The following is a 12,889-nucleotide window of genomic DNA, read 5'->3' on the forward strand; positions in this document are numbered from 1 at the left end:
CCTTCGTAGATTTCCGCTAAAATGGAAAGATAATAATAATCACAAAAAAACTCAGTTTCTGGTCGAGCAGGTTAAGACATTGCGGTAGCCGAAACTTCATACGTTGTTGCTGTTCAGGATTAGAAGTTGTATCGAATTGTCTTCCGAATGTTCATGCTAATGAGCATTTCATTTAGCGCTCTTGCGTTAAATACATCACCGTCTGTCTTTTATCCTTTGCCTGTTCAAGCGCAAGGGAATTTTCTCGCGGCTAAAAATCTTTATCTAGGCGCTGGTGGTGGGCTTTGGATCCATGATGTGCATGGAAAAGTCCTGTTTTACGATGGTCGAGCTTTGCTACCACGAAAAGGCAGTCTGCTACAGTTCTCATCGGAACGCGTTGCTTTCCTGAACGATGAGTTTTGGACGTTTTTTGATAATGAGGTATATCGACATACTCCTGGGCTTGGTAACGAGCTCGCATTTAGCCTTAGCCCTGGTTCAGATATAACCAATATTGGTGCGTCTGACAATTACATCTGGGTGACCGACGGCAATAACTTCTACACCTATAACACTCAGTCGTTAGAATTTAATACCTATTCACTTCTCAAATTGTACCGATACAACAACAGCAGCGACATTACGATTAATGATGCTGAGTGGGTATTATCAAAATGGGTACTGGCAACCAGTTCCGGCACTTACCTATCAGAAAATCAAGAATTTACCCATGTTGCTGCCTCTGATAAACACTACATCGAGACCGTATACTTTTCGAATGCGCGACGTGAATTACTGATTGGTACATTAAATGGTGTTGTGATTGTTGATTTGGCTAATTCTGAGAAAGAGACCAAGATCAGTGGCTCGCATGTGCTCTCTGTTGCTGAAACCACGAATCAATATTGGATTGGTACTGAGCACGGCTTGATTAGCTACAACTTTATTACTGGCGAAATCACTCGTTTTGAACAAGCTGCTAACCAAGACTTTTCGTTACCGGGAGAGAAGATTTACTCATTAATTAACGATCATGCTGGTGGGATGTGGGTCGCGACCAACAACGGTATTCGGTATTTTTCTTTGTTTAGTAAGACATTCTCAAGAACGCCACTCACCGGAATGGGCATGCACTCCAGCAGTATGGTGATCAATAAAGTTGAGCCAATCGGTGAGCATCTATCTTGGGTGGCATCTTCGATGGGCCTCTACCTCGTTGATTCTGAAACTGAAGAGAGGCCTAGGCGCGTATATCAAAAACCAGTACAGGACTTTCAGATTTTTGGTACGTCAATTTGGTTGGCGACCGAAGAAGGGATTATAAGCTTCAATACCGAGACGTTGGAGTTTGAAGCGCTGAATTTGCCAAGAGCCATTGAAGGCGTCCACATCGAGAATTTTGCTCTTCAAGGTGATAACACCCTTTGGATGACCTCTGGTCAAAGCCTCTATTCATTATCGATCGACCATATGGAGCTTACGGGCTACGGAATGGATTGGTTGGTGGATAAGTTCCTGCCAGCAAAAATTACAGATCTAAATATTGGTTTACAAGGTCGCGTCTACATCGGCACCGACCATGGCTTCTATTCCTTTGTTGATAAACGGATCAGTTTTAGTCGTTCAAGCGAACGATTTGGCAAAGTGGTTGATATAGAAAAAGCCAATGATGGCTCTCAGTGGTTTGCGGGTAGTTATGGCGTTTATCGGATCCCTTACGATGGTTCGATGATAGAAGAGATCGCCTTGGTTGAAGAGAATATCAGTCCGAGTTGTCTGATTAGCGATGAGAATGGTGTGTGGTTGGGGTCTTCAAAAGGACTTAGCTATTATGGACTGGATGGTCAGCTGCACAAGCACATAGGTTCACCATTTGGTTTGATCACCAATGAGTTGGCGGCCGGTGCATGTGAACTCTTTTATAGTGAAGAGAATCAATCCTCACGGTTAGTTTTAGGTTCCAAGTATGGTGTGGTGAGTGCATTGTCTAATGAGTTGTTGGTATCTACCACGCCTCATAGCCGAGCATTGCTGAGTAAGATAAGTGTTAACCAAAAGACCGTATCATTGGGTGGGAAGGCCGCGGATTTAGCCGAGATCCCTTATGGTTCATCGATTGGCTTTAAGCTAGGCATTTTGCCTGCTACATTTGCCCCTGCGATGGAGTATCGACTCAATGATGATGAACCTTGGAGTGAGTTTGAAGGTGGCTTATTAACACTCGACCACTTGCTTCCGGGGGATTATACGCTCGATGTGAAGCCGGTAAAGGATTCACACTATCGTTTTGTCTCCACCAATCAAAGCTTCTCTATAGCGGAACCTTGGTATCTCAGTAATTGGGCTGCTGCGAGCTCTCTTATCTTACTGATTTGTGTGGTCACCATTTTGGTTTTTTGGCGTTCGCGTTACGTCACTTTTGCCAACAGACATCTTAAAGCACAAGTAGCTTTGAAAACTGATCAGTTGAGGCACCAAAGTCGGATACTACTGACGACTAATCAGCAACTTAAGAAGCAGTTATCGGTTAAGAATGCGCTTGTGTCTCATACCGCCGACGAACTCTCTTCAGAGGTTAACCAAGTTGCAGCCATGCTCCCTAATTGGAGTGATGAACAAGGTAAATCGCCGATTCTTGCGTTAAAGAATGGTTTGGCTCAATTGAGCAATAGCCGTCAAGGTGGTGGCGCCGTTGGTTACGATATGATCTTAATCTTGGAGTCGGTGCTTAAGGCGTGGCAGGAAGACTTAGCCAAGGCTGGCATTGAGCTAGAAATAAAGGTAGATACTAAGCACAGACATGTCTCTTTACTGTATTTTAATCTCGATATTATCTTCAATAGCCTGATCGCGAGCATCATCAAGCGTAACTTTAAGTCGCAGAGTATGGTGGTCATGGTGGAGGAGCTGAAAGAACACCTAGTCGTTACCATTTTAGATCATGGCATGCCTTTCCCTAAGTTAACTTCCAGTATTAGTGACAACAGTGGTAAGTCGACCGACTTAAACATAGAAAAGTTGCCGTTGCTGATGAATCAGAGCGGTGGTGAAATCAATGCCTTTGTGTCGGATTCTCAAAATAAGGTTCAGCTTACTTGGCCAATCGACTATCAGGTATTAGATAATCTCGAAACCAATACAATAGAGCAGATTGAGACTATTAAGCTCGCTAATACCTCACCTGAGCAGTTAAAGCTTAGTGCAGAGCAAGAGTGGAAGAACCGAGTGTCTCAGCTTGTTAGTGAGCACTACGCTGATGCTGAGTTTGGTACCGCTACTGCTGCTAAGTATCTATTTATGTCTGAGAGAAGCTTACAAAGGCGCTTTAAGATGGCTTATAACAAGACCTTTAAAGAACATTTGAATGAGGTTCGCTTGGAGCATGCGTGTGAGCGGTTGCTCGCGGGAGAGAAGATATCAGACGTTGCTTTTGACTCTGGCTTTAATGACCCGTCTTATTTCAGCCAAAGGTTCAAACATCACTTTGGTATGTCTCCATCTAAGTTTGCAGAAAACAGTGAAGACTAGAGCGAACAATATTAACCAGCCAGCCTTACGTTAACGACAGATAGTTTTATTGAAGCCTCGACATTCGTGTTGGGGCTTTTTTTATGCTTCTACGAGATACGAGATACGAGATACGAGATACGAGATACGAGATACGAGATAATTGGGGTATTTACGATTGAGTTGTTTGAGTATGGTTTTGTTGAGGGAGATAAGAAAAAAAAATATCGTGGTATAGCCGGGGGGACTATACCACGGGTGCCAATGACACCTTCGCTTGCTGCCGGAGTGATATGGCAAGCCACATCACCTCTGGAATTAAATTAAAGAGAAGGAGTTTCTCTTCGATGGAGTAACTATACTATTAGTGACTTATTTTACTTATAAAATTAACGACAGAAGGCTATGAGAAAAGCGACATTTTTATAAGTTGTTGATATATAATGGTTTGTTTGGTTTTTGATTGTGGTGTACTAGTGAGGTAGTTCTCACTAGTTGTTGAAAGTAACGGTTTTGACGTAAACGTTTTTAACGAAATTTACGAGTATGTATTTTCGAAAACATTGATTTCACACAATAGAATTGTGGTCATGTATGTGTATCATGGTGTTAATAACAATCTTTCTCATTATCAGTCACGAAGTTGGGTATATATGAAACTCTCACAACTAGAGCAAGGAAAAGCGGCTTCTATAGTTGCGCTAACTGGTCTAACACCAGACGTTAGAAAAAAACTCATGGTCATGGGTATGTTGCCAAAAACAGAGGTAACACTAATCCGCCGCGCACCGATGGGTGACCCGCTTCAAGTTGAGGTGAGAGGTGTCTCTATCGCCATTCGTGAAAGCATCGCAGAACAAATCGAGGTTATCTAAATGGATTATCAAGTTCTTACCGTTGGTAACCCGAATAGTGGCAAAACAACGTTATTCAATGCACTAACAGGTGCGAAGCAGCATGTTGGTAACTGGGTAGGCGTAACCGTTGAAAAGAAAACGGGTGTCTATTCACATGCGGGTGACCAATTTCAGCTAACTGACTTGCCTGGTATCTACGCACTAGATAGTGGTAATGATGCAAATAGTATTGATGAATCTATCGCGTCGCGAGCTGTTCTGACTCACCCTGCTGACGTGATCATTAATGTTGTTGATGCAAGTTGTTTAGAACGAAGCTTATACATGACATTGCAATTGCGAGAGTTGGGTCGCCCAATGATCGTGGTATTGAATAAAATGGATGTATTAAAGCGTGAGCGTCAGGTGATTAACCTGAAAGCGCTGGAGAAAGAGCTAGGTTGTCCGGTTCTTAGTTTGTCTGCGAACGATAAAGGCCAAGTGGCTCGCTTCAAAGAGCGCCTGCATAAGCTTCTTGTCCAAGGTGTTAGCCTTGATCCTATCTCTATTAACTATGACGAAGCATTAGAAGCACTTATTCCTTCTGTTGAATCACACTTTGATGATGCTGATGTTTCTCACCGAGCGCTTGCGATTCGTGCTCTCGAAAATGATTACTTGGTGCTAAACGGTTTAGCTCCGCAAACACGTACTCAAATTGACAATGTGCGTCTTAGTACCGAGTTTGATATCGACCTTGCAGTAGCAGACGCGAAGTACACCTTCTTACATGACCTGTGTAAGCGTGTTCGCCGCAGTGAAGGCAAACTAAGTCGTAACTTCACAGAGAAAGCTGACCAATTCATTCTGAACAAATGGGTCGGTATCCCTTTCTTCTTTGTCATTATGTACCTAATGTTCATGTTCTCTATCAATATTGGTAGTGCGTTCATCGACTTCTTTGATATTGGTGTTGGTGCAATATTGGTTGATGGTGGGCACCATTTATTAGACGGACACCTACCAGTTTGGCTGGTTACTATTCTTGCAGATGGTATCGGTGGTGGTATTCAAACTGTTGCAACCTTTATTCCTGTTATCGCGGCGCTTTACTTGTTCTTAGCGGTACTTGAAAGTTCAGGCTACATGGCGCGTGCTGCGTTTGTACTTGATAAAGTGATGCAAAAGATTGGTCTTCCGGGCAAAGCATTTGTACCGTTAGTTCTTGGTTTTGGCTGTAACGTACCGTCAATCATGGCAACTCGTACGCTTGACCAAGAGCGTGAGCGTAAGCTAGCTGCATCGATGGCACCATTTATGTCATGTGGTGCTCGTCTACCGGTATACGCACTGTTTGCAGCGGCGTTCTTCCCTGGTGCGGGCCAAAACGTAGTATTTGCTTTGTACATCATGGGTATTCTAGCGTCTGTATTTACTGGCTTGTTCCTTAAAAACACGATCTACCCAGGTAGCAGCGATAGTTTAGTGATGGAGATGCCAGACTACGAGCTGCCAACTGTACAAAACGTGATGCTTAAAACGTGGCAGAAACTAAAGCGCTTCGTGCTTGGTGCCGGTAAAACAATTGTGGTTGTGGTAGCAATCTTAAGCTTCTTGAACTCTCTAGGTATGGATGGCAGTTTCGGTAACGAAGACAGCGAAAATTCAGTACTCTCTAAGGCAGCTCAAGTTGTGACTCCTGTATTCCAACCAATTGGTATTACAGAAGAAAACTGGCCAGCAACGGTAGGTATCATTACTGGCATCTTCGCGAAAGAAGCGGTAGTAGGTACCTTGAACAGCCTTTACACAACGCCTTCTGATGAAGAAGCGGCCGAGTTTGACTTAGCGGCGAGCTTACAAGAAGCGGTGATGACGATCCCTGAAAACCTATCAGGCTTGAGCTACTCGGATCCTCTAGGCATTGAGGTTGGTGACCTAAGCGATTCAGGCGCTGTTGCTGAAGAGCAAGAGGTTGACTCGTCTATCTTTGGTAACCTGAAAGACAAATTTGTTTCTGGTCACGCTGCGTTTGCTTATTTAATCCTTATCTTGCTTTACACACCTTGTGTGGCAGCAATGGGTGCTTATGTTCGTGAATTTGGTCAAATGTTTGCACGCTTTATTGCGGTTTGGACAATGGCGCTTGGCTACTTTGGTGCAACTTTCTACTACCAAGCGGCAAACTTTGCAGCGCACCCTGTGACAAGTGCAGTGTGGATGGTCGCGATTGCTGGTGGCTTTGTGATCACCTACCGTGTATTCAAGAAGGTTGGCAGCAAGCAAAAAGCATTAGAGGTGCAAGTGGTATGATTTTAACTGAACTTCATCAGTACATAGATAGCCAAGGTTTCGCAGCTCGTAAAGAGATTGCAGCGAAATTTGGTATGAGTGAAGATGGCGTGGATGCGATGTTGAGCGTGTGGGTCAAGAAGGGCAAAGTATCTCGTTTGGTCGACACTAACAAACATGGTCATACGACGCGTGTTCGCTACACCATCTGCAAACAAGATGGTCTGTCGCTGAATGTGATGATGTAGTTCGGTCAATATCTAATAAAAAACCGCAGCCTATGAGCTGCGGTTTTTTTGTTTGTGTTTAACAACTTAAGACTCTTTGGTTTCACCTAATCCAAGAACTTTAAGGCCGATACTCAGTAACAATATGGATACTGGAAGAACCAATATGTCCCACCCAATGCTGTCGAAGTTGACGAGCACAAGCTCCAAAAATTTCACGAAGAGAATGATGATAATCACTTCAGCCAAAATGTTTTTCAGGTGGCCAATGTTGGGTGTTTTTATCCAGCTAAGTACTTTGCTTTTATTGACTTGTTGGTCACTTTTCGCGGCATGGCTTTTATCCGAGATGAATAAAGTGAACACACCGTGAGAAAAGATGAAGAGTACAAAAGCAATCAAAAACGTATCCAGAGACTTAATCAAGTAAGAGATCGCGATATCTGTTGTGTCTAAATGCGCGAGCGATTCTGGCGGTACCTGATTGAGCATGAAGATCGCAAAAGCAGAGTAAGTCTTGGTTGCTCCCATAAAGAATAAGAGTAGGGAAGCAAGCATAGAACAGATGATGGCGATCCAGCTGATATGACGAAATAGGTTGAAGGTTTGTTTCATGATGCTCTCTCTATATTGTGTGCAAGAGAGTATACGTGGGAGTCTGCGTTGTGATAATGGGGTATTTTTGTGAATTATTATTACACATTGGTAATAATGGTGATGCCTAGCTAAGAGGCATCACCTGTGCCACAAGGTTAAGCTTTCTTAAAGATAGAGCTTAGTGACAGCACATTTTGAATACGAGTTAGGATGGCTGCTTGCTCTTCTTCACTGCGTTGTTCGCCTGCGGTGTTGCCCCACACTGGGCCAGGCCATGCCACATCATCTTTGAAACGTGCGATATGGTGGATGTGCAGTTGTGGCACCATGTTACCTAGTGCGCCTAGGTTGAGCTTATCCGGTTGGAACGTAGCTTCTAGTGCTTGGCTCACTGCTTGAGATTCATGTAAGAACTGCTGTTGCTCTTTCATTGGTAAGTGATGCAGCTCTTTGAGGTTGGAACGTTTTGGTACCAGAATAACCCAAGGCACAGCGTTGTCTTTGTGCAGTAGCGCAAGGCTAAGTGGGAATTCGCCAATAACGGTGGTGTCTTTTGCCAATTGAGGATGAAGTTCGAAGCTCATGATCTTTCCAATTAATTGTTTTAGTGAGTATAAGGTTGGAATAGGAATGTGGCTAGCGCTTACGATCTCAATCAGCAGATTCCCTATCACGCTCTCTCATCAATGAAGGGGATGGCGTGGGAACGCGCCATTGATCCTGTCTCGGACTTACGGCATTCATTGCCGTCATCTCCTAGAGCGACGAAGGAGCGTAGTAGGAGATCTCATGCAACGGAAGTTAGCGGATAGCTAAGTAAATATAACCTCCCAATAAAACAAAAGGTTGACGCTTTCACGTCAACCTTTCTAATTATCTCGAATCTCGAATCTCGAATCTCGAATCTCGAATCGCTTACATGCGTTCTAGAGTCTCGATGCCTAGAAGCGACAGACCTTGTTTGATTGTCTTCGCTGTTAGTGCAGCAAGCTTCAGACGGCTCTGTTTAACAGCTTCGTCTTCTGCTACTAGGATAGGGCATGCTTCGTAGAAGCTAGAGAACTGACCTGCTAGTTCGAATAGGTAGCTACACATAATGTGTGGTTGACCTTCACGAGCAACAGATTGAACTGCTTCTTCAAACTGCAGAAGTTTCGCGATAAGTGCTTTTTCTTTCTCTTCAGTGATTTTGATTTCACCTTCAAGAGAGTCCATAGAAACGCCAGCTTTCGCAAATACAGAAGCAACACGAGTGTATGCGTATTGCATGTAAGGTGCTGTGTTACCTTCGAACGCAAGCATGTTGTCCCAATCGAACACGTAGTCAGTAGTACGGTGCTTAGAAAGGTCTGCGTACTTAACCGCTGCCATTGCAACTGTGTTAGCGATCGCTTTCTTCTCGTCTTTTGCTAGTTCTGGGTTCTTAGATTCGATCAGCTGTGCAGCTCGAACTTCTGCTTCATCAAGAAGATCAGCTAGACGAACCGTACCGCCTGCACGAGTCTTGAATGGCTTACCGTCTTTACCTAGCATCATGCCGAACGCGTGGTGCTCAAGAGAAACAGATTCAGGGATGTAACCTGCTTTACGAACGATAGTCCAAGCTTGCATTAGGTGTTGGTGCTGACGAGAGTCGATGAAGTAAAGAACGCGGTCTGCGCCTAGCTCTTCAAAACGGTATTTTGCACAGGCAATATCAGTTGTTGTGTAAAGGAAACCGCCGTCGCGCTTCTGGATGATAACGCCCATTGGGTCACCATCTTTGTTTTTGTATTCGTCTAGGAATACAACTTGCGCGCCGTCATCTTCTTTAGCAAGACCTTGCTCTTTAAGATCAGCAACGATACCTGGAAGCATGTGGTTGTACATGCTTTCGCCCATTACGTCATCACGTGTTAGTGAAACGTTTAGACGATCGTAGTTGCGTTGGTTTTGAATCATTGTTACGTCAACAAGCTTCTTCCACATCTCTGCGCAGAACTCGTCGCCGCTTTGTAGTTTCACTACGTAGCCACGTGCTTTAACTGCGAACTCTTCGTCTTCGTCGTAAAGCTTTTTAGATTCACGGTAGAAGCCTTCAAGATCAGCAAGCTCCATTGAAACTTCACCTGATTCAGCCTGAACACGCTCAAGGTTTGCGATAAGCATACCGAATTGAGTACCCCAGTCGCCGATGTGGTTAGCACGGATAACTTTGTGGCCTAGGAATTCCAGTGTACGAACAACGGCATCACCGATGATCGTTGAACGTAGGTGACCAACGTGCATTTCTTTTGCAACGTTTGGCGCTGAGTAGTCAGCAACAATGGTTTGTGCTTCAGCTGCCGCAACACCAAGGCGAGAGTCAGCAAGTGCTGCGTCTGCTTGTTTTGCTAGGAAAGCTTCATCTAGGAAGATGTTAAGGAAACCTGGACCTGCGATCTCAACTTTAGAAGCGATACCGTCTAGGTTTAGAACGTCCAATACTTTCTGAGCAAATTCTCGCGGGTTAGTGCCTAGTCGCTTAGCAACGCCCATTACGCCGTTTGCTTGGTAGTCACCAAATTGTGGTTTTGCAGATTGGCGAACAGCAGCAGGAGAGCCTGCAGGTGCGCCAGCGGCTTCTAGAGCCTGAGATACTTTGTCATTAATAAGTGCTTGGATATTCACACGCGTTTCCTTCAATTCAAGGATGATAAGAGTGGCCGTTATTTCGAGGTCATCAAACTTGGTTAATTATGCGTCTAGTTAACGATTTAATGCCGAAATGAACAACAGACACTGTTTAAGTTCACAAAAATGGCAGTAATCATACCAATTTTGTGCGGTTTCTTATAGGTCGAATTGATAGAAAATTAACATTTCCTGAGGGGTTTTTGACAATCAATTTTCGTCATGCAGCGTTTGTGTATTTAGGAATGTGAGCCAACGTGCTTATCGGCTGTCTTTTTGTATACGCGGCGCTTGTTGAACAAAGCAAAACTGATACCATGCAGCCAATATTTGGAGAACACAGACAATGACGATGAGCCTCAAGCAAGCCGAATTAGAACCACAACAGATGATCGCCCGCCTTGATACGTTTATGGCGAAGATTGAGAACCTAGGTAAAGTACTGGGTTTGGATCTGAGTTTTGCTCAAGCGGATCATATCGCGCTAAGAATCAATGAAACGGAATTAGCGAAAGCTGCACATCAAGCATGGTCTGAATACGGCTCTACGATTTCACAAGCGATGATCAATGGTCGTCCAATTGTTGTAATTGCTTTTGATGAGCCTTTGCAAAGCCGTGGCTGGAGCATTGAGTGTTTAGAGTTACCATACCCCGCAGAAGGCAAGATTTACCCGAGCCAAGATTGGGAACACGTTGAGTTCGTAATTCCGTCTCATGCTCAAACGGCTGACGAGTACTTAGCGGATCTGAAAGACACTTACCCGCAGTTCGCTGCTAACTTTGAAACGCTGGCTGAGCAAGGTGTTAAGATCAAGCTGTCTAGCCCGAAAGGTGAGGGTGAGCGTTTGAACAACCCAACCGTTGCATTTAAGCATCAAGGGATCTGTATCAAGCTGCACCCACATTCGTTGAAGAAGATTGTAGAATCAGAGCAAGCTTAGTTTTAGTCGATAGTTTAAAGGGGCGAGATTCCTGATCTCGCTTAGACTCGTCGGAATGACGGATGTGTGCAGTGGTTGTGTTGGTCTGCTAACTATCGCGAGCGCTTGCTAAATATAAAAGTTTCTAGATAGAGAGCCGATGGTTGAACACCGTCATTCCCGATAGCGACGAAGGAGCGTAGTCGGTAATCTCATAAAACGATTGATGATTAACCGTTTGTTTTTAGCTTGCAGGAAATAGATTCCTGATCTCGCCTAGGCTCGTCGGAATGACGGATTTTGTCGGTTAGTTGCTGTGTTGGTCTGCTAACTATCGAGAGCGCTTTTAAAATATAAAAGTATCTAAATAGAGAGCCGATGATTGAACACCGTCATTCCCGATAGCGACGAAGGAGCGTGGTCGGGAATCTCATAAAGCTGGTCTGATTATCAGATACAAAAAACGCGTAATGGGGCAATCCTATTACGCGTTTTTTATTGGGTTCTAATCGTTGTTGAACCTACAGAATGACAGTCTTGTTACCGTAAACAAACACGTGATCGTTGATCACCTTGTTTAGCGCTTTACTTAGAACATTCTTCTCTACGTCACGACCCGCTTGCGCCATGTCTTTCGCACTGAAGTTGTGATCCACAGGGATAACATCTTGCTTGATGATTGGACCTTCATCCAAATCATTAGTCACAAAGTGCGCTGTAGCACCAATGATCTTTACGCCGCGCTCATACGCTTGTTGGTATGGCTTTGCGCCAATAAATGCTGGTAAGAAGCTGTGGTGGATATTAATGATCTTGTGGTTGTACTTTTCAACAAATCCTGGAGTCAGCACTCGCATGTACTTAGCCAAAACAAGGTAATCAGCCTCGTATTGATCAATCACTTCTAGCATCTTCTTCTCATGCTCTTCACGGTTTAGCCCTTCGTGAGATACATGGTGGTAAGGGATGTCAAAACGCTCGGTCAGGCTTTGTAGAATGTCGTAGTTACCGACAACCGCAGCAATTTCAACGTCTAAGCTGCCATCGAAGTTCTTCATTAGAATGTCGCCAAGGCAGTGTGCTTCCTTGGTCACGAGTATCACAACACGCTTGCGAGATGAATCAACAAGCTTACGTTTCGTGTTTTCTGGCAGGGCTTGGTCTAAATCGGCAAGCAAGGTTTCATCATTGAAATACCCTTCAAGCTCGGTGCGCATAAAGAAGTGACCACTTGTGTTATCTACGAACTCATTGTTGTGAATAATGTTGAGTTGGTGCTTATAACAAATGTTGGTGATCTTAGAGATGAGGCCCGGGGCATCAGTACAATGTGTTAGTAAAGTTTTTCTTTCCATTTGCATCTTACTTCCATGAAATATTTTTATTCTTCAAATTAAATGCAGGCCGTCGAACGGTGAACTGAGCCGCAATATCACCGTTATAATTAATCTATTATCAAGTTGGTTTCAACAAATTCTGCTGCTGATTTATCGCTTTGATAAATTGTTTGATATAGAAATATCAGTTTTTAGATAGAAAAACAGGCAGAAGCTTCATTTTTAAAAGTTTTGACCGTAGTACGCATTTGAACTTCAACCGAGGCATTTATGCCTTGGCCAAAAATAGAGGTGATACTTATGGATAAAGAGTTATTAGCCAAAAAACTGTACTGTAAGCGAGTGAATTCATTGGCAAGAGGTACCGAGTTAGATGGTCATGTTCTAGATGAAATGTGGGAAAGTAAGACCTCACCAACCGATGCAGCGAAAGCCATACAGCCCGATGATAACCATTTTGAAGGTGCCCCTTGGCTGTCACGTTATCTAAGTCGAAAATAAAAACGATTCTCTAATTCTTACTTCTTCAGTTCTTAC

10 protein-coding genes are annotated in these 12,889 nt (G+C 43.9%); 6 read left to right on the plus strand and 4 right to left on the minus strand.

Going from position 1 to position 12,889, the window contains the following annotated elements; translation table 11 throughout:
- The first annotated feature begins 147 nt into the window (after positions 1-147).
- The 4 genes from F0232_RS13775 (at position 148) to F0232_RS13790 (ending at position 6,865) form a co-directional block, all read left to right on the plus strand.
- Positions 148-3,510 (plus strand): helix-turn-helix domain-containing protein, encoded by a 3,363-nt coding sequence (locus tag F0232_RS13775; RefSeq protein WP_105057457.1) that lies wholly within the window; start codon positions 148-150, stop codon positions 3,508-3,510.
- Between the two features lie 632 nt (positions 3,511-4,142).
- Complete coding sequence (locus F0232_RS13780; protein ID WP_004734203.1) at positions 4,143-4,364, plus strand: FeoA family protein; 222 nt, start codon at positions 4,143-4,145, stop codon at positions 4,362-4,364.
- Complete coding sequence (gene feoB, locus F0232_RS13785) at positions 4,365-6,638, plus strand: Fe(2+) transporter permease subunit FeoB (protein ID WP_171750845.1); 2,274 nt, start codon at positions 4,365-4,367, stop codon at positions 6,636-6,638.
- Positions 6,635-6,865 carry a FeoC-like transcriptional regulator gene (locus F0232_RS13790; RefSeq protein WP_105057455.1) on the plus strand — a complete coding sequence of 77 codons (231 nt, stop codon included), beginning with the start codon at positions 6,635-6,637 and terminating at the stop codon, positions 6,863-6,865. Before feoB ends, F0232_RS13790 begins: the two co-directional genes overlap by 4 nt.
- 66 nt (positions 6,866-6,931) lie before the next feature.
- On the opposite strand, the gene F0232_RS13795 is transcribed toward F0232_RS13790, so the two are convergent.
- The 3 genes from F0232_RS13795 to argS all read right to left on the minus strand — a co-directional run bounded on the left by F0232_RS13795 (position 6,932) and on the right by argS (position 10,090).
- Complete coding sequence (locus F0232_RS13795; protein WP_008221198.1) at positions 6,932-7,459, minus strand: YqhA family protein; 528 nt, start codon at positions 7,457-7,459, stop codon at positions 6,932-6,934.
- 137 nt (positions 7,460-7,596) lie between these two features.
- Positions 7,597-8,025 carry an HIT domain-containing protein gene (locus F0232_RS13800; protein ID WP_171731239.1) on the minus strand — a complete coding sequence of 143 codons (429 nt, stop codon included), beginning with the start codon at positions 8,023-8,025 and terminating at the stop codon, positions 7,597-7,599.
- A 331-nt stretch (positions 8,026-8,356) separates the two neighbouring features.
- A complete protein-coding gene (argS, locus tag F0232_RS13805; RefSeq protein WP_105057454.1) occupies positions 8,357-10,090 on the minus strand; it encodes an arginine--tRNA ligase in 1,734 nt (577 codons plus the stop codon).
- A gap of 349 nt (positions 10,091-10,439) precedes the next feature.
- On the opposite strand from argS, the gene F0232_RS13810 reads away from it, so the two are divergent.
- Positions 10,440-11,036 (plus strand): VOC family protein, encoded by a 597-nt coding sequence (locus F0232_RS13810; RefSeq protein WP_105057453.1) that lies wholly within the window; start codon positions 10,440-10,442, stop codon positions 11,034-11,036.
- 500 nt (positions 11,037-11,536) lie between these two features.
- Here F0232_RS13810 and purU read toward each other — a convergent pair whose 3' ends face one another.
- Entirely contained in the window at positions 11,537-12,370 is an 834-nt protein-coding gene (gene purU / locus F0232_RS13815; RefSeq protein WP_048611587.1) for a formyltetrahydrofolate deformylase, read from the minus strand.
- A gap of 282 nt (positions 12,371-12,652) precedes the next feature.
- Between purU and F0232_RS13820 the strand changes: the two genes are divergently transcribed.
- Positions 12,653-12,853: a hypothetical protein gene (locus tag F0232_RS13820; protein ID WP_050052396.1), complete on the plus strand. Its 201-nt coding sequence runs from the start codon at positions 12,653-12,655 to the stop codon at positions 12,851-12,853.
- The last annotated feature ends 36 nt before the right edge of the window (positions 12,854-12,889 follow it).

Source organism: Vibrio sp. T3Y01, assembly GCF_013114525.1.
GTDB lineage: Bacteria > Pseudomonadota > Gammaproteobacteria > Enterobacterales > Vibrionaceae > Vibrio > Vibrio chagasii_B.